We start from the raw sequence: 20,121 nt of genomic DNA on the forward strand, positions 1-20,121 counted from the left end.
TCTCCCCGGGGGGGTGTACCTTGCTGTTCTGGTAACTTGGCTCATACAGCTCTTTCTTGATCTCGTACTCCTTACCAACATAAAGAATATGATGACTGGAAGCGTTAGCCATGTTACGCTGGAAGTAAGCGGTTGCAATCCTGGAATTAAAGAGGGGTTAATGCAGCCTGCCGTATATAAAACGCGGACAGAGGATCCGCCCCGCTACATTCATTTCTGCTTGAAAGGAGAACCATCGATGGGACCGTTCACTGACGATTTGCTTCAAAATAAAGTCGTACTGATTACGGGAGGCGCCACCGGGCTTGGGCGCGCCATGGGAGAGAAATTCGCCCAGCTTGGCGCCAAACTCGCCATATGCGGACGCCGTGAGGAAGTTCTGCAGCAAACGGCTGCAGAACTAAGACAGCAGGGCTGCGAGGTATGGTACAAGAGCTGCGATGTTCGGGACCCTGCGCAGATCACGGCTCTTGTCGAAGCGGCAGAGCTGCATTACGGCGGCATTGATGTGCTTGTCAACAATGCGGCCGGGAATTTTATCAGCCCCACGGAACGTCTATCTCCTCGGGCTGTAGATGCCGTGCTGAACATTGTGCTGCACGGCACCTTCTACGCAACCCTTGAAGTTGGCAAACGCTGGATTGAGCAAGGCAAAAGCGGAACGATGCTCAACATCGTCACGACATATGCCTCAACAGGCTCTGGCTACGTGGTCCCTTCTGCAGCCGCAAAAGCGGGCGTGCTTGCGCTGACTCGGTCCCTCGCGGTGGAATGGGCCCCTTACGGCATCCGTCAGGTAGCGATCGCACCGGGTCCGTTCCCGACCGAAGGCGCCTGGTCAAGATTATCGCCCACGCCGGATCTGGAGCAAAAAATGATCGACCGCATCCCCCTAAGGCGAGTTGGGGATGCAGAGGAACTAGCCAATCTCGCCGCATATCTCATTTCCGATTATGCCGGTTACATAAATGGCGATGTGATCACTATCGACGGCGGCGAATGGCTGCGGGGTGCGGGGCAGTTCAACGACTTGGCGGAAGTGACCCATGAGCAGTGGGATCGGCTGGCCGAGCTGACGCGCAAAGGAAAATAACCTCATACGTAAAAACATCCATCTATCGCTGTGCTTTCATAGTAGACAGAATGGTGTGGATCGTAGTTTACAGCTTCGCTGAGAACTTATACATTCTATAATCTAAATAAGCCCCTAGCCGTGAGCATCATGGACTGCTCCTGGCTTGGGGCTTATCTTGCGTCAGGTGTTACGTTATTCGTCGTAGGAGTCTACCAGCAAGGCGTACACGATGCCTGGCCCGTGAACGCCAATCGTCAGATCGTTCTCAATATCGGCAGAGCGGCTCGGGCCTGAAATGAAATGGATTCCCGCCGGCAGCTGCTCGCGTCCGGCTTGATCGAACTGAACCAGAATCTCGCCTAGCCGGGTAACCATTCGCTCTATTGGGATGATAGCCATCAACACGGTGGGCAGCAGGCTGACGGATCTGCCTTTATGCGGGGCCGATTTCACCGTAATCGAACCGGTGTAAGCCGCTGCGTAATCCGCCATGACAATGCCAAAATCGGCTCTGGCAGCTACAGCCCTCCAGTCCGTGTCCGCTGCATCATTCCAGGAGAGAACAAGTGCATCCGGCAAGCTTTGTTCCAGCCCCAGACGGTCCAGCGCATCCTCCTGCTGACGAAGAATCGTAGCCGCACTCATCTCCATCGCTTTGTCCCTAATAAACCGGCTGACCCCTTCGCGATGGTTCAGCCTTACAACATGGCCCCCGGCCGCTTCAAAGTTGGCGGTAAACTGCGTAATCCTCTCCTCGAGCGGCCACTCAAATTCTTTCCAGAAGTCGGGGGCACCGCGAAAAGGGTGCTCCGGAGCGGTGCGAACCCGGTCTCTCCCCAGCTTCGCGGCGATTCCATCCATGAACTGCTCCTGCTTCTTGCGAGACTGTTCTTCAAGACGGCTCAGCCAGCTGCGATTGGTTTCTTCAGTCATGGGCATTCTCCCCCTTCCCGGACTTCTGCTGCTGAAGCCGCTCTTTCAATCGGTTTGCAATTTCAGGGTCCATTGTCCCCGAGGTGCTTCGAATATCCTGCTCCATCTCCGGCCATCGGTCACGGAAGGATTGCTTGGGAAGACTCGGGGTTACCCTGTACGAATTCCACCCCTTCAAAGGACCGATCCGCGTTCGGATCTCCCCGCCTCGCACTACCAATTTCTGGCCCCACTTCCCGAGGGATACCACGCTGCGGTAACGCTTGGCATTCCCCATGATCGCCGAGAAGCCCTTCATTCCCATTGCTTCCAGCTTGTCACCGCGCCCGGCTTCAATCTTCCGGCGGCGCAGGGATACCAGCATATCATGCAGCGGAATCTTCACGGGGCATGCTTCATAACAGGCACCGCACAGGCTGGATGCGTTGGCGATATCGTCCCATTCCGCGACATTCTTGTTTAAGGCCGGCGTTAATACGGCGCCGATTGGGCCGCTATACGTGCCTCCATAGGCGTGCCCGCCAATATGGCGATATACGGGACAAGCATTCAGGCATGCGCCGCAGCGTATGCAGTTGAGCAGCTCCTGAAATTCGGGATCGCCGAGCTGGAGAGAGCGTCCGTTGTCGATGATGATAATATGCATTTCGTCCGGCCCATCGGCGTCCAGCTCTCTCTTCGGTCCGCTGATGCCGGACATGTATACCGTCAGTTTCTGACCGGTTGCCGACCGCGGCAGCAAGGTAGCCATAACTTCGAGATCCGCCCATGACGGAATAATCCGCTCCATGCCCATCAGGGTGATCTGTGTCTTCGGCACGGTTGTCACCATACGGGCATTGCCTTCATTCTCGAACAATACCATCGAGCCCGTTTCGGCGATCGCAAAATTACAACCCGTCATCCCAATGTCCGCTTCAAGAAACTTCTCGCGCAGCTTCATGCGGACGAACCCCGCCATAATCGCCGTATCGGGCGGCAGCGTTTCACCCGCCTCTGCTGATAACAGCTCCGCGATCTGGTAACGGTTCTTATGGATGGCGGGAATGATGATATGAGAAGGCGTCTCATCCGCAAGCTGAATAATATACTCGCCGAGATCCGTTTCCACGGCCTCTACCCCGATCGAGTCGAGCGCCTTGTTCAGATGCAGCTCCTCGGACACCATCGATTTTGATTTCACGACGGACTTGGCCGACTTATGCTCCGCAATCTGCAGGGAGATCGCGACCGCTTCTTCCGCCGTCTCCGCAAAATGGACATGGGCTCCGTTCGCCCTGGCCTGTTCGGCAAACTCATTCAAATAGTAATCCAAGTGCGCAATGGTATGGAGCCGAATTTGGCGTCCCCGTTCCCTCCACGCATCCCAGTTGCCATGCTCCTCCGACGCAAGCTTTTTGCCGAGCCGCAGCCGCTCTGTCGTAAACTTCACCGCATTGCGCAGAAAATCATTATTAAGGGCATAACCTGCACGCTCCTTAACCGTCTGCGCTCTCGTCTCAGCTGTGCTCATGCACGCTCACCCCCTCATACAGAAGCTCGGCTAAATGTTTGACCTGAACCTTCTCGCCCCGGTGACGCAGATTGCCGGCAATGTTTAAGAGGCAGGCCATATCAAGTCCGACCAGCACGGACGCCTCGGTTTCCAGCACATGATCGCTTTTCTCCGTTACCATCGCGCCTGAAATATCCGCCATTTTCACGGCAAACGTTCCCCCGAACCCGCAGCAATCCTCGGCAAAAGGCAAGGGAACAAGCTCCAGGCCCTTAACGTGGCTGAGCAGTTTCATCGGCTGCTCCTTAACGCCGAGCAGACGGCTTCCGTGACAGGATGGATGATAGGTAACCTTTTGCGGATAAACGGCGCCTACATCAGTCACCCCCAGCACGTCAACAAGGAATTGCGTAAACTCATAGCATTTGGATTGAAGCGCTTTCGCTTTATCCAGGTATAAAGGATCGTCCTTGAACAAATCCGGATAATGATGAATCATATACGTGCACGAGCCGGAAGGGGACACAACGAAGTCGCTATCGTCAAAAGCGTCCAGAATCGTCTTGGCACTTATGCGAGCATCATCCCAATAACCACTGTTGTAGGCCGGTTGGCCGCAGCAAGTCTGGATTTCCGGGAATTCCAGCTGCACCCCGTACCTTGCCAGCAATCTTGCCATCGATTCAGCCACCCGCGGGAACAAGGCATCGCTGAGACAAGTGACAAATAATGAACTCTTCAACATCTTCACCCCGCTAATCATCAGGATATGGACCGAAGGATCGGCCTCTAGCAAGAACCCCCCGAACGGGGGGGATTCCATGTTGATATGTTATAGTAGCTTGCTCTATACAGATTCGATCTTGATGCCCAATGCTCGATAAGGTGTCGCTTCCTCTTCCGTCAATCTCCGATCGGTGATGATCAGATTCACTTGGGAGAGATCGGCAACCTGCGCAAAAGCCTGCGTACCGAATTTGCTGGCATCGGCGAGCAGAATGGTCTCATCCGTCATTCCGATCATTTTATGCTTGATTCTCGCTTGAAGCTCATTGGATTCGCTGAGCCCCCGCTCGATGTGCACACCCTTGCATGACAGAAAGGCTTCATCCACGTAGTAAGCATCCAGCGAGCGTTCCGCGAGCGGACCGACAAAGGACAGGGAGCGATGAGCCAGAATACCGCCTGTGGAGATCACCTGAACCCTCTCCTTGGTGCTCAGCTCAGCAGCTACCTTAATCGAATTCGTCAGCACGGTAATCGGAATATCCGGTATGATTTTCGCCATATACCAAGCCGTTGAGCTTGCATCCAGCAAGATGCGATCATTCGGATGGATTCGCTTGACCGCTTCCTCCGCGATCCGCTGCTTCTCCAGCGCATGCATGATTTCCCGTTCAGCATACGGTATTTCCGGCTGCGACCGCTGAATTTCCGGTTGATCCTTCACGCTAACCGCTCCGCCATGGGAACGGCGCAGGCGCCCTGCTTGCTCCAGCCTGTCAAGATCGCGGCGGATCGTTTCTTCCGTTACACCGCAGAGCTGACTCAGCTCGGAGACTCGGATGCTCCCTCTTTCGTTGACCAACTGTACTATTTTCTCATATCGTTCTGCAACCAGCATCATACCGCCCATCCTTACTGTTCTTATATTCTATCGCTTCCCGGTCCGCTGTCTGAACACTCCGTAAGCTTCCTCCCATAAGGAGGCATCCTTCGGCTCGTAAGTCTTGACCGGGAAGGACTCTCTAATGACTGCACGTGCTTCCCATATATCGGATAGCTCGCCTTGAGCGATCCACTGCACGATCATATTGCCGATGGCACTGCCCTCCGCAGGTCCCGCCCATACGGGCTTCCCTATTGCATTCGCAGTCCACTGGCATAATGTTTCATTATGAATGCCACCGCCTACCATATGCAAGCCCTGAAATTTTCGCCCGGACAATTCCTCGGTCAACTCGAGCACATAACGGTATTGCATGGCCAGACTCTCCATAATGCACCGAACAAGAGCGCCTACACCCTGCGGAACACTCTGGTTCGTGCGGGCCGCATATTCCATTAACCGCTTCGGCATATCTCCCGCAGGGAGGAATACGGGATCATCGGGATCAATGAAACAAGCAAAGGCCGGTGCCGCATCCGCCATGTTAACCAATTCGGGATAGGAGTACGATAACCCTTCCCGTCCCCAGGTCCGCTGACATTCCTGCAGAATCCACAGTCCCATGATATTCTTGAGCAGCCGGTACGTGCCGTATGCTCCTCCCTCATTCGTGAAATTCAGCTCTCTGACCCGTTCATGAATGACAGGCTGATCGACTTCAGTTCCCATCAGCGACCAGGTACCGCAGCTTAAGTAAGCAAACAACCGCTCCAGAGCCGGAACCGCAACAACAGCGGAAGCCGTATCATGTTCTGCAACCGTATAGAGCGGAATCGGCGGGATCCCCAGTTCCTCCGTGACGGAGGATCTTAAGCTGCCTGCTTGCGTGCCAGGCGAAACCACGGGTTGGAACAGTTTATGAGGGATATTTAATGATTTCAAGAGATGATCATCCCAGCTGGCCGAAAGCGGGTTATACAGCTGCGTTGTGGTAGCGTTCGTAAATTCGTTTGCCTTCTCGCCGGTGAAGAAGTATCGCAGCAAATCGGGAATCATAAGAAAACGCTCGGCTTCTTGAAGCAGGTAGGGCTTCTGCCGCTGCAATGAAGCCAGCTGATAGATCGTGTTGAACGAGAGGAACTGAATCCCCGTCCGATCAAAGATCTCGGCAGGCGACACTTCCCGGAAGACCTGTTCCATCATGCCATCCGTGCGTATGTCCCGATAATGATACGGATTCATGAGCAGCTCCCCGCTCCGATCCAGAAGACCGAAATCTACAGCCCAGGTATCAATGCCGATGCTCGACGGCAGGGTATGTTGTCCCTTCAACCGGAGCAAGCCCTGCTTCATCTCATGGTAGATCCGTAATATATCCCATTGAAAGCGGTCGCCGATTCGAACCGGATCGTTCGGGAACCGGTGAATTTCCGTTACGTCGATGGTGCGGCTGTTCAATTGGCCCAGCATCGCCCTTCCACTGCTCGCGCCCAAATCAAATGCAAGAACGCTCAACGCTCCCCAGCCTCCTTATCAGAGAAATATCAACGATTCGGGCCCGAACCCGATTGGTGTTCCGTATCTCTTCATGCTTGCGAACGCTTCAGCAATACATTCTGTTCATACTGTTTCACTTCGGACAGCCACTCTTCTCGGACAGGTACACCCATGCGTTCGCAGTAATAATCCCACACCGCTCCGAACGGATAGGATTTAAATTCTTCCACTAATGCCAGGCGGGTCGTGTAATCGCCTTCAAGCTCAGCCTGCTTCAGCCTATCGATCGGTTCCAACTTGGCACGCAGCAGCGCCTTGATCGTATTCCGGGTACCGATAACCCACGCCGCGATGCGGTTAATGCTGGCATCAAAAAAGTCCAGTCCGATATGGGTAACATCCAGCAGGTTATTGCGCACCAGCTCGCGTCCAATCTCGGTCAGTTCATCATCCATGATGACAACATGGTCGCTGTCCCAGCGCATCGGCCGGCTGACATGAAGGAGAAGTCCGTCGGTGAAAAGAGCGAGCGACGACAGTTTGCCGGCAATGCTCTCGGTTGGGTGGAAGTGACCCGCATCCAGGCAGATCAGCTTGTTGTTGCGAATGCCGTATCCCATATAGAACTCGTGCGAACCCACAACATAAGCCTCGGATCCCAGTCCGAACAGCTTGCTCTCGACAGCATCCAAATTCCATTCCGGATTGATTTCTTCAGCAAAAATCTCATCCAGCGAATCCTTCAGCCGCTGCCTCGGCGCCATTCGGTCTACCGGCATATCCTTGTAACCATCCGGAACCCAGATATTCGTCACGCAGGTCTGACCCAGCTGTTCCCCGAAGTAAGCCCCGATTCTTCGTGAGGCCTTGCAATGCTCAATCCAAAATTGACGAATCGCCGGATCGGCATGACTCAGCGTAAACCCGTCCTTCGATTTGTCGTGAGAGAAGCAGGTCGGATTAAAATCGAGTCCGATTCCCTGCTCCTTGGCCCAATCCACCCAAGACTGGAAGTGCCTCGGCTCCAGCTGATCCAAATCAACGGACTCGTCGGTATCCGCGTAGATGGCATGGAGGTTCACCTTGTGGGATCCCGGAATGAGCGACATCGCTTTTTCCAGATCGGCCTGCAGCTGATCCGGTGTACTTGCAGCCCCGGGATATTCCCCGGTCACCGAGATGCCCCCGGACAGCTCCTGATCGCGGAACAGGAATCCCCGGACATCATCTCCTTGCCAGCAGTGTATCGAGATTTTGATGCGTTCAAGTTCCGTCAAAATTTCGTCTACGTTGATGCCATGCTGCCCATAGAGCTTTTTAGCCTCTTCAAAGTTCCTTGCAACATCCTGCCTCATCACATATCCTCCCGTATGATGAGGACAGCCGGGTCATATCAGACCCAGCTCCCCATCTTATTAAGAAATCTTGATTTCTTGCGGTAGATGCGTCACATCTTCATTCGATAAAGATTAACGAGTAAACGCTGCTGGCACTCCGCCATCAATCGTCAGCATGCAGCCGGTCGTCTTCGAAGATCTGGATGATGCAAAATAAGCGATGCCTTCGGCAATATCCTGCGGATAGATGTTCACAAGGAGTGTTGTGCGTTTGCGATAGTGCTCTTCCAGCTGATCGGGTTCAATCCCGTAAGCTGCTGCACGCTCGTTTCTCCAGTTCGAATTCCAGATGGCGGAACCTTGCAGAATGGCGTCCGGCAAAATGGTGTTGACTCGGATGCCGTATTCTCCGCCCTCAGCAGCGATGCAGCGCGCCAGATGTGCCTCCAGTGCTTTTGCGGAGCTGTATGCGGTCACGTTCTTGCCGGCATAGACCGAATTCTTCGATCCGACAAATACCATGCTTCCGCCAACGCCCTGTGTCTTCATTAACGAGAAGGCTTCTCGCGCTACCAGGAAATAACCTGTGCCCAGCACGTTCATGTTCAGGTTCCATTCCTTCAAGGATGTCTCGTCAAACGGGCTGGATGTTGCAAGGCCCGCATTGTTGACGATAATATCAACACCGCCATAAGTGATGGAAGTTTCTCGATAGGCGCTTTGAACGGCCTCTTCGTCGGTTACATCCATTTTAACAGCAAATGCCCGATTCTCTCCGTATTGGGCATTGATCTCCTCGGCAACCTGCTGTGCTCCTTCCAGGTTCAAATCCGCCAAAACGACATGCGCGCCTTCAGCTACCAGCCTGCGGGCTGTGGCACTTCCGATACCGCCCGCTCCCCCGGTGATAAAAGCGATCTGGCGGGAAAACTCCGCCTCGGCCGGTGCAAGGCTCAATTTATACAGCTCAAGCGGCCAATATTCCACGTTATAGGATTCATTTTCACTCAGGGATACAAAATCGCCCAGGGCCGTCGCACCGCGCATGACCGCAATTGCCCGATGATACAGGGCGCCGCTGACTTGCGACATCGCCCAGCTCTTGCCCGTGTTGATCATTCCGATGCCCGGAATAAGAATGACGCGCGGAGCTGCCTCAAACATGACGTCGCCTTCGTGATGGTTACGTTCAAAATAAGCTTTATACTGCTCTTTGTAAGCAGCAATGCCATCGATAAGCTTGGTCTTAAGGCCTTCCACATCTTCAGCGTCAGGTATCCAGTCGATGAAGAGAGGAACTACTTTGGTATGAACCAGATGATCGGGACAAGCTGCGCCTACCTGGGACAGCTTCGGCGAATCGGCCCCGCCGACAAAATCCAGCACATCATCTTGATCATCAAAGGACAGGATCATTTTCTTAGCGTCGCTGACGGCCCCACGAACAGCGGGCATCACTTGGGCGGCGATGCTGCGGCGTACTTCCGAGGCCAGCGGTGTAAACTTCCGGCCGCCGAACAGCTTGTCGTTGTTCACTCGTGCTTCAATGAAGGCTTCCGCTTCACTAATGATACGAATTGTTTGTGCGTAACAGGCTTCCGAAGTATCGCCCCAAGTGACAAGCCCGTGCTTCTCCATCAGAACCAGCTCGGCCTTCGGATTAGCCAACACCCCTTCGGCAATCATCTTCGACAAGGTAAATCCGGGACGAACGTAAGGAACCCACACAAATCGGTCGCCAAAGATCTCCCTGGCTAATTCTTTGCCGTTATGGGCACAGCATAAGCTGATAATGGCATCCGGGTGGGTATGGTCCACATGCCGAAACGGCAAGAACGCATGCAGCAGTGTTTCTATGGATGCTCGCGGATGCTTCGCATCGACCATGCAATGACCCAGGTATGCCACCATTTCCTCGTCCGACATCGAATCCCTTTCGAATAACGGCCGGATATCCTCCATGCGCAAGCCTGTGAAATTGCCCGATTTCATGGTAGCCAGATCGGATCCGCTGCCTTTCACGTACATAACCTCGATGTCTTTGCCGCGAAAATCCTGAATCGTTGTTTTGCTGGATGTATTGCCGCCGCCCCAGTTGCAGACGCGCCGGTCGGAACCGATCAAGTTCGAACGGTAGACCAGCTCATCCAATGTATTTTGTGCCTGCTGTGCCTTTGACTGTTCCCATAAGCTTTGAACCATGAAGTTTCCCCTCCGATTGACCATATGAATTTGCTTTCGTTTGTTTTCCATAATATCACGCCCGTTTATTTTTGAATAGTTAATTTTCAAAAATAAACACAGATTTATATCGGTTTATTTAGAATTCCATCTTATAAATCTATTACAAACAAAAAAGCAGCCCTGCCCGAGTTATCTCTGGACAGAGCTGCTATATTACAATCTAGGATGGGTCTGAGCCTGCGGCTGCCATTTGATCCGCCTTTGCAATTCCCTCGATCAATGCGTCACGAAAGGCAATTTCATCTTCATTGACATAACCCATAAATACAATTTCCGAAATCTCCTTATGGTTGAAAAAGATATTGGAATCTGCGGTAAGATTTCCGTGAGGGTAGAAGCAGGCCACGTAATCCCAACGCTTCAACGTCTTGGAGTCGTTCTGCATTCGGCCATAGATCATCAGCGTCTGGTCCCACTCCTTGAACTTGACTACAGATCCGATTGGCAGCAGCTTCTGTTCCGTTTGCTCATGCTGTTCCATATACATCAACCCTTCAGTATTTTTTTACCGATCCAATATACAATCGACACTACGAGCGGTACTCCAATCAGAAAGGACAGGCAAATGACTGCTTTTTCCGCAGCTGCGTAACTCGTGTCAAGCAGATTAGGAATCACGGTCCCCAGTACACCGACAACAGCAATGATCACCATTATGTATTTGAACCGTTTTTGTTTATCGCTCATCGGGGGTGCTCCTCCTTCTATTTTACCGTAATCGCTCCTCCGACCCCGACAAGGCTTGCCCCTGGTCCTAACGGCACGTGGAACTTTAAACCACTCTTCCCTACCTCAGCGGATGCGCCGAGTACGCCGAGTGAGGCGGAACCTCCGATATGCAGCTCCTTATCCGTCCATGGAAGCGGAATATTCACGCCGCCTTCATATTTGTTTAATGTAGCTTCAGCCCCAACACTGAGTGTGCCATCCTTGACAGCTGCCTCAACCTCGGCCTTAACGAGGCTAACTGATCCTTCGACATGATCATTAGCATAGCCCGCTTCTACAACAGCCCCGCTGGCATGCGCTCCTTCGGATAAGCTTGCTCCCGCACTGCCTGTTATTGCTTTGGCATAAAGTCCATTCTCTTCGTGCTTGATTACGCTGCCTTCCACTTCAACACCTTCAAGCGCTGCGTCCAGCGGGTTGCTTGAGGATTTGGCAGACACGCCGGAAGTCTTGGTTGCAGCTGCCGCAGCGATGCCCGTTCCGGTTGCCGCCCCGGCCAGAATGCCTGCGCCTGCTACGGCTCCTCCAGCTGCAGCACCGTTCACCATTTCATCCGTGGAACGGAATTTCACGGAAATTTGCTTCAGTTCGGTGGATATCGATTGTAAGCACTCTACGAACTTGATCATGGTCGCCCTGGCTTGCTGGTAATCCCCGTAAAACCGCTCACGGGTCATTCCCTGCCATTGACCTTCCATTTCTTGAATGCTTCGTTGAAGCCGCTCCACCATATCGCTGCTAAGTTGCCCTGACTGCGCAAATTGCGTGGATACCTGCTCCAATTGCTCGGGTGTAACTAAAATTCGATTGGACATGAATATGGACGCCCCTTCTGTCTTGCTGCCTCTGCTTTTCAGGCAGTCTATATGCAAATTTCGATTCCATAACCTACTTAAACCGATCTACCGGGTGAATAACCACATTTTACAATTTTAGTAGGTATACAGGAAAGGAGCAATCAAGCGAGAGGTTCATTTCTTAGTAGCTAATCTAGTAAAAAAGAACTGGCATCCTTTCTCTCCCGTCCTGAATAACTCTCGCTTCATCCCCGGCTTTAGTCCAGCACTGAAATCATTCCGGGGTACAGGGTCCCGTTACATCCCCAGCCCGTTAACGTCACCCTCATTCTCCTGTAAATTATAAACAATTCATTATTACGGAGAGGGTGTCATTCATATGAATCAACTTGCACGTGAAGCGACCAACTGGGCGTTCAAGCTGTATAAGCAGGAGACTTGGCTTTTACTGACGGGGCTGCTCGGGTTTTTGTTAGCCGGAATATGCGGGATCTGGGTATTGCTGAATGGTGGGCCTGTCTCGCCTGATGGAGATATCTCCAAAGCGTTTTCCTTCAACGCGGCCCTGGGGATATTCATCCTATCAACCGCAATCATTTTGCCGGTTTCCGGTATGAGGCCACGAAGCAAATCGTTCTACCGCTGCTGCTATATACCGCTCGTTCTGTTCTCCTATTTCGCCGAGACCGTTCAAAATTTCCGCGGTGTCGATCCGCGGTTCGTTCAGAATGGCTCGCCCTTTGATCATGTCATCTCGACTATTTTCCCTGCCGTTGCGCTTCTGCTTATCGTGTTCTACCTGATCCTTGGCGCCCAGTACTTCCGCAAGCGTGTAATTGAAGCCCATCCGGAACTCGGACTCGGCATTCGTTATGCCATGATCGCGGTGCTGGTATCTTTTGCAGCCGGCCTATGGATCTCCATCAATGCGGGACGCTTTACCGGGATCGGCGGCAATATCATCTGGCTGCACGGACTAGGGTTTCATGCACTGCAAGCGATCCCTTTTGTAGCGTGGCTGTCCACGAGGAAATCCGTCAATCCTGCAGTTAAACCGATTCTGATCCACATTAGCGGTCTGGCATATTTGCTCGGATTGATTGCCATCGGATGGCAGACGCTTCTCGGATACTCCATTGCCGAATGGTCCTTGCTTCCGATTCTGGCTGGCAGCTGTTTTCTCGTCGCATTCACCCCGGTTATATGGCTGCTAAGTCAATCGAACACATCCGCTGAACCAGTCCACAAAGCCCAATCCACACGTAGTGTATAAGACTTGCATAAGAAAAACGTCTATCGACGTACATCCTCAGAAGACAGACCGCGTTTATAGGATGTTTTTCTTGCGATATCAGAAAGGCCCATGCTTCGAAGTTTATACTTTCTGATATCTAAAAAAAAGAGACAGTGCTGGGATATCCCCCGCCTGTCTCTTCTATAAAAACACTGCGCCCGTGATCTATAATCTATGACCGTTTAAATAAACAAAAACGGAATGAGGAACAACAGCGCTATGGCTTCCCAAGCAAACACATTGGCTCCCCAGCCATATCCGCCGTATGCACCGTAGCCGTAAGGTCCAAATGCGGACGTTTGCGCACCGCCTTTAGCTGACTTCGAAGATTTTTTGCCCTTTTTACCCTTTGTGGACAATATATATGCGGATGGGTTCGCAAATTCGAGTTCAAGTCCTCGATCATGTACACCTCGAATAGTCCCCACAACTTCCGTTCCATCACGCATGACAGCGCAAACGGTTTTACCGATGTAACCCCTGCATCCGTCTGCCGAAATTGGTATTGGCTGCACTCTATTTCCCCCTCCCCAGCGTTTGTGTATTATATTCCTACTGGGGAGAAGGCGGCAGAGATAGATGTCCGCGTCACCAAAAATCCGCAATTAACCTTACTTAATTACTAGCCTTACGGTAGGCTCTGACCATTAAATCTTCGTCTATCGCGCCTTGAAACCGCTCGGAGATGATGCCGTCTGGAGAAATTACATAGGTAGTCGGATAGGCCACCACCTCGTATTGTCTGGTGCTTGTTCCATTCTGGTCGTATAGGACAGGGAATGTTAAGCCATTCTTCTCGACGAAAGACTGTACCTCACTCATGCTATTTTCCAGGTGCGTCATATTAACAGCTAAAATGATCACATTCTCATCCTGATATTTATCGTAAAAATCCTGCATATAAGGCATTTCAACCTTGCAGGGCGGGCACCAGGATGCCCAGAAGTTCAGAAGAACGGTTTGCCCTCGATAATCGGACAGTTTGATCTCCTGCCCTTCCCGATTCATCAGCGTAAAATCCGGTGCGCGAAGCCCGGGCTTCAACCCTTCAGCAACGGCTTCCGGTTTGCCTTCTACATTCGGAGATACGATCGCTTCTTTCTGGCTGGCCGAGGTAGAAGCGAAGTCATAGATTACCCAGACGAAGAGAGCGCCTATAATGAGCAGCACCGCTCCATTTCTCCCTAATCCCAGGGTAAGAAAACGGGTGAGAGGAGAATGGAATTGAAGCCAGCTCATCGTCAGCAATGTACCGTATAATAGCATATAGAATAATGAAGAGTTTAGTCCAACCCCGTCCGCCCACAACCACTGAAATACATACCCGGCCCATCCGCTCGCGAATGCCGATAACAGAGCGGACTTCAGCAGCAGACCTGAATCTTCCCTTTTTTTGTTCCAGCGCAGAGCTGCGTAGATCAGGGCTAGAACAGTCCCAAGCCATATCCCCCTGGTTCCGCCCGTCATGTAAATAAGCGAGGCCGGATGCTGAAAGGTGCGGATCGGATCGAACACCAGCATCCCGAATTTCCATGAAATAAAACCGATGATAAGTACAGATAAATAGGTGTCCAGGATCCATTCCCGCTGCGGCATCTGACGCAAACGAATTCGAAGCGCAGCGAAACCGGCCGCCGCGCAGATCAGAAAAATCACAATGTCGGCCCTCATCATAAAAGGACCTATCGGAATTATACTCAAATGCGAACCTCCTCAGGTCGGCAAAGTTTTGCAATTACCCACCGGGGTATATCCTCATCATAGTAGATTCCCCCTCTAATGTAAACTCACGAAACTAGGAGAAGGACCGAATCCGGTCAATGGAACTCCACAGCAGCGCCGTTTCTGTATGTGTTTTTCCGCCGATTACAATCTCTTTTCGTTTCAGTTCCTGGCCGCCCATATGTTTATAAAAATGTTCAGCCTTATTGCCTTCCAGCACCCAGACCAATAAAGAACGATATCCTCTCACTTGCAGAAATTCCTTCAGCCTCGCAAATAGCTGATTCCCCCAGCCCTTCCCCTGGATCTCTTCCAAGAGATAGATCGCGTAAAGTTCTCCTTCGTGAGAAATCTTCTGCTCTCGCTCCGTGCCGTAAGACATGAACCCGTAAACCTTGCCATTTTCATCTGCAATGACCAGAAGTTGTTCGTCCTCCGGCATATTGGCAAGTTTCCAGCGCCAGCCTTCGATCCGATCCGCAGCAGACAAATTTTCTAAGAAGCTATCATCCACGATCCCTTTATACGTCGTTTTCCAGCTATTCACATGGACGTTAGCGATGCCTGCTGCATCCTGTTCATTTGCGTGTCTAATATGCATGTACTTCCACTTCCTCCTGCTCATATCTTAATCCTTATGTAATTCGCGGAACACGATCTGCGATCCTCTTTTTTCGTGAACGCTTCATCCCCGATGACGCAATGCCTATTCCGGGCATAAATATATCGGGATCGTTATCTCCATCAGCTACCCATGGAAGGAGCGCATCTTGATGAATAAGGCATTGATACGGCTTGAAGATATCGGCCCGGGCGGCTGGTATGAGACGGAGGAACAACAGGCGAAGCTGCTGGTCATCGCACAGTTCCTGCACCACCAACGGATACCCTTTCACCTGGCCGTCATACCGCGATATGTCGATCCGGCTCACCATACGAACCGGTCGCTAGATGATCTGCATGATGAAGTTTCCCTTCGATTTGTCCGGCTGCTACGAACGATGGAAGCCCTTGGCGCCTCGCTTGGTATTCATGGATATACGCATCAGTACAGTGGATCGGTAAGCGGTGACGGATTCGAATTTGCCTATCCCGAATGTTGTGCCGATTGTCCTCCGGATGATTCGCCCGAAGCAGTCCATTCGCTCCCGCAGCTGCAGCGTTCCTATGCTTATCAGCGGGTGCAACGGGCACATAAGATGTTTCAATCGGCTGGTCTTGCAGCGGTCTGGTATGAAACTCCCCACTATACCGCTTCATCTGTCCAGCGGCACATTATTGAGATCTGTAACGGCATCCTCTATGAATCTCCGCCTTCCAGCCCGGATGCAAGGACAGCCGGACTCCAGCACACCCCGGACGATCCGCTGACGAACGGAACGATCTACGTTCCCACACCGCTTTATTATGTTGCAGGTGACAAGATCGAGGAAGAAGTCACTCGTATGGAACGGTCATTACCGGATTTCACAGGCGATCACGAACTGGCTTCGTTCTTCTACCACCCCTATCTCGAATTTCCCTATATCCGCTTCCTTGCTGACGGCACTGTGCATTATGACGAGCATTCGCCGCTTAGAAGAATCATTCAATCCTTCAAAAGGGAGCGTAAATCGTTTGTGTCCATATCCTCAATCTTACCCTTCATTCCGGATTTCAGGGAAACCCGATTGCAGGACAGGATGACCATGAAACTCCCTAAGCTTCTGCACGCCCCGAGAAAAGGGCAGCCAGATCGATGGATCGTCCACGACGAGGCCAACAACCTATGGTACGACGCTGCTCTTATGGTTCTGTCCCCCATTAAAATCCATAATGGCATACAATATATACGCCCAATGTTGGCAGACTGGCCGCTTTACCCGGGTGGGACTGCGATGGCAGGCGATTATGATGGAAATGGCAGCATCGATACGGCTGTATGGAATGCCAAGCTGGGGATATGCGAGATTGCCTTGGGCTCAGGCAGCCGTTTAGTACCTTCGGGTCATTGGCTCTGTGAATCTGGAGCTATGGACTGGAAAGCTCTTACGGGGGATTTTGACGGGGACGGCAGACATGATTTATTTCTATGGGACCCTGTCACAGGGAAAGCCGCCATTGCTTATAGCTCCGGGCGTGATTTTTATTCTCCCCTCATTCAGCATGAGGTTTCCGTACAGGGTAAAGGCATGATTCCCTCCATCGGAGATGTGAACGGCGATGGGCTGGATGACCTGGTTGTGTGGAACTCCGACTCGGGCACATGCCAGGTCTGGTTAAGCAGCGGGAAACAGCTCGTGGACGCCGGAGATTGGTATTCCGCCAAGAGTCCCATGGGCTCGTCCATATCCATGATGCTAGGTGACGTGGATGGCGATGGGTTGGAAGATTTGGTCCTCGTTGAACATACCGCAGGGAACTGGTTCGTTCTATATAGTTCGGGGACCGCCTTCGGGCGGCAGGAAGAACGGTTTGGGCCCTGGGTTGCCGGAGAACGGATGATGCCTTTCGTTGGTGATCTGACGGGCAATGGCCGTGTCAGTCTGCTGGCATGGTCTCCGAATCGGCTCGGCGGAACCTTGGACGCCGCCATCAATTCCAGGGACCGGACAATCGAATAAGGACATGATATACTTCTATACAACAAAACCGGGTTTATTCTGATCATCTCTATACTTATTTCTATGTTTGGAGGAGAAATCATGTCATCCAATGGCAAAAGCAATACTAACAGCAATACAGCCAGTCCATCACCCCCAGTCAAAATCGTGAAACCCAAGCTCCCCAAGCAGCTTGAGCCTATGATTCTATCCGATTTCGGCGTTGACGATGAATCCTCGTTCATTCAATCCACTTGTCAGGACGAGACCCTGTCTTATATTTCAGCCGACAAGGTTCAATTCGATCAAATGATATTCCATAACGTTACGTTCCAGCACGTCACGCTCCACCATGCCGAGCTAACAGACCTTGTGTTTAACCATTGCGACTTGTCCAACGTAGATCTCAGTGAGGCCATTATGTACCGCGTACAATTCAATCATTGCAAAATTCTGGGGCTCGACTTGACGGCAGCTACCATCCGTAACGTCGTATTCGATCATTGTACGGGCGACTACGCTACGTTTCGTTTTGCTAACATGAAGCAGGTGTCCTTCCAATCCACCTCCCTCGTAAAGTCGGACTTTTATCATTCCGAATTAAGTAAGGTGGAATTTGCAGATTGCCAGATCGATCAATCGCAGTTCTCCGGCACGAAGCTTGCGGGGATCGACTTAAGCCGAACGGATTTCCATAATATTGGCGTGACCCTGGAGGATCTTCAAGGATGCATCATTTCACCGCATCAAGCCATCCCGTTAACCAAAATATTCGGTCTAGTCGTAAAAGAATGACCGTGAGTTATATGTGCCTAAATCATCGAGTTCGTTCGTTTATATGGAGAACGTATCCGTGCATAGCATAAAGCGGCTTACACCGTGGTCCGTTGGACCCTTCGGGATAAGCCGCTTTTTTACGCCATTCTATTATTGATCAAGAGTATACTTCTGCAAATCCAGCGGCAGTGGTGCCGGGATGTCACAGGTGCTGACCATCTCATAGCGCTTGCCTTCATCGGAAGCATCATGGAACCCCCACATGGCTTCAAGCACATGATAGGCAAGCTCGCCGCTCGCACGATGAGCTCTTCCGCTGCGGATGGCGTAGGCCATATCCGCGGGGCCGATCCCTCTCGTATTTTCGTTATACCCCGGAAGCAATGGTTCTTCCGTCCACTCGGTTTCTCCGGTCAATCGATAATTAACTGAGCCGCCAAAGCCGTTGGGATCCGGGACGAGCATCGAACCCTTGGTGCCGTAAATTTCAATATTAGGAAGCGTGCTGCCTCCAAATACATCAAAACTCGTAATCAGCGTGCCAATCGCACCGTTATGAAACTCCATAAGTCCAGCCACGTGAGTAGGAATGTCCACCTGAATCTTCTGACCATGTTTCTTCTCACTGGTGATGATCCGCTCCGTAAGGGCCGTTCCGGTCATACCGCTAATACGACGAATCGGTCCCAGCAGCTGAACCAGCGCTGTCAGATAGTAAGGCCCCATGTCAAACATCGGACCACCGCCGGCGGCATAATAAAATTCAGGATCAGGATGCCAATGCTCATGTCCGCGGCTCATCATAAATGCAGTCGCTGCGATCGGCTTGCCGATGCGTCCGTCTTCAATCAGCTTCAGTGCCGTTTGGATACCGGCTCCAAGGAATGTCTCGGGAGCGCATCCGACAAGCAGCCCTTTGGACGCGGCCATATCCAGCACCGCCTTTCCCTCTTCTCGGGTTACGCCAAGCGGCTTTTCCACGTACACATGCTTGCCGGCTTGCAGTGCATCCAGCATAATTTGCGCGTGAAGTGCAGGTATCGTCAGATTAATGACCAGCTCAATCTCCGGATCTGCAAGCAGCTCCTCGGTAGTGTATACATTCGGGATATTATACTTGGCAGCCTGTTCCTCGGCACGGGCACGATCGATATCCGCACAAGCCGTCAGCTCCAAAATATCGAATTTATGGCAGTTTTCCATATATATGCCGCTGATTTTTCCGCAGCCGATGATGCCAACCTTTACTTTCTTCATGATCCAAGTCTCCTTCTGCCTTATTGGCTGTCTCCCATGCCTGTGTAGCCTTGACCTTCCGTAAACAAACTCATGTCCGAACCCGAATACAACGCTTTGCCTTCAGCAGCCCAGAGCAATCCCCTGCGCATCATTTCCTTCACCTGCGGCATATCGACGATATCGGCATGATGGCCGAGGGAATTGTAATAGACCCGTCCATATCCCCAGCGCTTCGTCCATACCACCGGCATATCCACAGCTTTGTTCAGCAGATGCGGTCCGGCCACAACCGGAAAACGGGTGGTTGCCAGCACTTCAACGGCCGGATCCACATGCAGATAATACTGCTCGGAGACCACCGTGAAATCCTGCATCCCTTCCACAAGCGGGCTGGTGCTCGATTTAATCTCAACCTGGTACTTCACGCCATCATTACCCGGATGCGCAACCCATTGACCGCCGGTCATGAACTGCCAATCCACATTGTTGCGGAACGAATCGCACATACCGCCATGACACCCCGCCAAACCGGTTCCCTTCTGCACGGCAAGCGATACGTTGCTCACCTGCTCCTTCGATATTTCTCCCATCGTCCATACCGGCACGATCAGATCCAAAGCCTGAAGCTTCTCTGCATCATTCAAAGCATCCAGCGTGTCGGATACCTCAACCTCATATTGCTCAGCCCGAAGCAATTCCGCGAAAATGCCGGCAACCTGCTCAGGTTCATGTCCGTCCCAGCCGCCCCATACGATTAATGCCTTTTTCATGCATAGCACTCCTTTTTATGT

General features: G+C 52.0%; 19 protein-coding genes. 4 read left to right on the forward strand and 15 right to left on the reverse strand.

The features are described from left to right. Nucleotides 1–238: 238 nt before the first annotated feature. Nucleotides 239–1,093 carry an SDR family oxidoreductase gene (locus tag PLA01S_RS11390; protein ID WP_127592307.1) on the forward strand — a complete coding sequence of 285 codons (855 nt, stop codon included), beginning with the start codon at nt 239–241 and terminating at the stop codon, nt 1,091–1,093. 174 nt (nt 1,094–1,267) lie between these two features. Here PLA01S_RS11390 and PLA01S_RS11395 read toward each other — a convergent pair whose 3' ends face one another. From PLA01S_RS11395 to PLA01S_RS11440, 10 genes are all read right to left on the reverse strand, one after another. Then, nucleotides 1,268–2,008 carry a LutC/YkgG family protein gene (locus PLA01S_RS11395; RefSeq protein ID WP_127592309.1) on the reverse strand — a complete coding sequence of 247 codons (741 nt, stop codon included), beginning with the start codon at nt 2,006–2,008 and terminating at the stop codon, nt 1,268–1,270. Next, a complete protein-coding gene (locus PLA01S_RS11400; protein WP_100537872.1) occupies nt 2,001–3,521 on the reverse strand; it encodes a LutB/LldF family L-lactate oxidation iron-sulfur protein in 1,521 nt (506 codons plus the stop codon). Before PLA01S_RS11400 ends, PLA01S_RS11395 begins: the two co-directional genes overlap by 8 nt. Beyond that, on the reverse strand, nt 3,508–4,245 hold the full coding sequence (locus PLA01S_RS11405; RefSeq protein WP_127592539.1) for a (Fe-S)-binding protein: 738 nt from the start codon (nt 4,243–4,245) through the stop codon (nt 3,508–3,510). Before PLA01S_RS11405 ends, PLA01S_RS11400 begins: the two co-directional genes overlap by 14 nt. A gap of 105 nt (nt 4,246–4,350) precedes the next feature. Further along, the gene (locus PLA01S_RS11410) at nt 4,351–5,127 is read right to left on the reverse strand and encodes a DeoR/GlpR family DNA-binding transcription regulator (protein ID WP_127592540.1); all 777 of its coding nucleotides are present in this window, start codon (nt 5,125–5,127) and stop codon (nt 4,351–4,353) included. A 30-nt stretch (nt 5,128–5,157) separates the two neighbouring features. Further along, complete coding sequence (locus PLA01S_RS11415; RefSeq protein WP_127592311.1) at nt 5,158–6,627, reverse strand: rhamnulokinase; 1,470 nt, start codon at nt 6,625–6,627, stop codon at nt 5,158–5,160. Between the two features lie 71 nt (nt 6,628–6,698). After that, nucleotides 6,699–7,964 (reverse strand): L-rhamnose isomerase, encoded by a 1,266-nt coding sequence (gene rhaA / locus PLA01S_RS11420; RefSeq protein WP_127592313.1) that lies wholly within the window; start codon nt 7,962–7,964, stop codon nt 6,699–6,701. Between the two features lie 114 nt (nt 7,965–8,078). Continuing rightward, the gene (locus tag PLA01S_RS11425; RefSeq protein WP_127592315.1) at nt 8,079–10,148 is read right to left on the reverse strand and encodes a bifunctional aldolase/short-chain dehydrogenase; all 2,070 of its coding nucleotides are present in this window, start codon (nt 10,146–10,148) and stop codon (nt 8,079–8,081) included. A gap of 202 nt (nt 10,149–10,350) precedes the next feature. Beyond that, nucleotides 10,351–10,671, reverse strand: coding sequence for a DUF4176 domain-containing protein (locus PLA01S_RS11430; protein ID WP_127592317.1), 321 nt, complete (start codon nt 10,669–10,671; stop codon nt 10,351–10,353). A 5-nt stretch (nt 10,672–10,676) separates the two neighbouring features. Next, nucleotides 10,677–10,877 (reverse strand): hypothetical protein, encoded by a 201-nt coding sequence (locus PLA01S_RS11435; RefSeq protein ID WP_071220301.1) that lies wholly within the window; start codon nt 10,875–10,877, stop codon nt 10,677–10,679. 17 nt (nt 10,878–10,894) lie between these two features. Continuing rightward, a complete protein-coding gene (locus PLA01S_RS11440) occupies nt 10,895–11,734 on the reverse strand; it encodes a WXG100 family type VII secretion target (protein ID WP_127592318.1) in 840 nt (279 codons plus the stop codon). A gap of 361 nt (nt 11,735–12,095) precedes the next feature. Between PLA01S_RS11440 and PLA01S_RS11445 the strand changes: the two genes are divergently transcribed. Then, nucleotides 12,096–12,989: a hypothetical protein gene (locus PLA01S_RS11445; RefSeq protein ID WP_127592320.1), complete on the forward strand. Its 894-nt coding sequence runs from the start codon at nt 12,096–12,098 to the stop codon at nt 12,987–12,989. Between the two features lie 203 nt (nt 12,990–13,192). Here PLA01S_RS11445 and PLA01S_RS11450 read toward each other — a convergent pair whose 3' ends face one another. The 3 genes from PLA01S_RS11450 to PLA01S_RS11460 form a co-directional block, all read right to left on the reverse strand. Continuing rightward, nucleotides 13,193–13,525, reverse strand: coding sequence for a hypothetical protein (locus PLA01S_RS11450; protein WP_127592322.1), 333 nt, complete (start codon nt 13,523–13,525; stop codon nt 13,193–13,195). 100 nt (nt 13,526–13,625) lie between these two features. Continuing rightward, nucleotides 13,626–14,711, reverse strand: a complete 1,086-nt coding sequence (locus PLA01S_RS11455; protein ID WP_127592324.1) for a redoxin domain-containing protein — start codon at nt 14,709–14,711, stop codon at nt 13,626–13,628. A 94-nt stretch (nt 14,712–14,805) separates the two neighbouring features. Then, complete coding sequence (locus tag PLA01S_RS11460; RefSeq protein ID WP_127592326.1) at nt 14,806–15,333, reverse strand: GNAT family N-acetyltransferase; 528 nt, start codon at nt 15,331–15,333, stop codon at nt 14,806–14,808. Nucleotides 15,334–15,505: 172 nt separating this feature from the next. Between PLA01S_RS11460 and PLA01S_RS11465 the strand changes: the two genes are divergently transcribed. Both PLA01S_RS11465 and PLA01S_RS11470 read left to right on the forward strand, forming a co-directional pair. Beyond that, nucleotides 15,506–17,335: a DUF2334 domain-containing protein gene (locus PLA01S_RS11465; RefSeq protein WP_127592328.1), complete on the forward strand. Its 1,830-nt coding sequence runs from the start codon at nt 15,506–15,508 to the stop codon at nt 17,333–17,335. An 81-nt stretch (nt 17,336–17,416) separates the two neighbouring features. Further along, the gene (locus tag PLA01S_RS11470) at nt 17,417–18,109 is read left to right on the forward strand and encodes a pentapeptide repeat-containing protein (RefSeq protein ID WP_127592330.1); all 693 of its coding nucleotides are present in this window, start codon (nt 17,417–17,419) and stop codon (nt 18,107–18,109) included. A gap of 132 nt (nt 18,110–18,241) precedes the next feature. On the opposite strand, the gene PLA01S_RS11475 is transcribed toward PLA01S_RS11470, so the two are convergent. Next, on the reverse strand, nt 18,242–19,348 hold the full coding sequence (locus PLA01S_RS11475; protein ID WP_127592333.1) for a Gfo/Idh/MocA family protein: 1,107 nt from the start codon (nt 19,346–19,348) through the stop codon (nt 18,242–18,244). Between the two features lie 20 nt (nt 19,349–19,368). Next, complete coding sequence (locus tag PLA01S_RS11480; RefSeq protein ID WP_127592335.1) at nt 19,369–20,100, reverse strand: ThuA domain-containing protein; 732 nt, start codon at nt 20,098–20,100, stop codon at nt 19,369–19,371. Between the last annotated feature and the right edge of the window lie 21 nt (nt 20,101–20,121).

This window comes from Paenibacillus lautus NBRC 15380 (genome assembly GCF_004000945.1).
Lineage (GTDB): Bacteria > Bacillota > Bacilli > Paenibacillales > Paenibacillaceae > Paenibacillus_AQ > Paenibacillus_AQ lautus.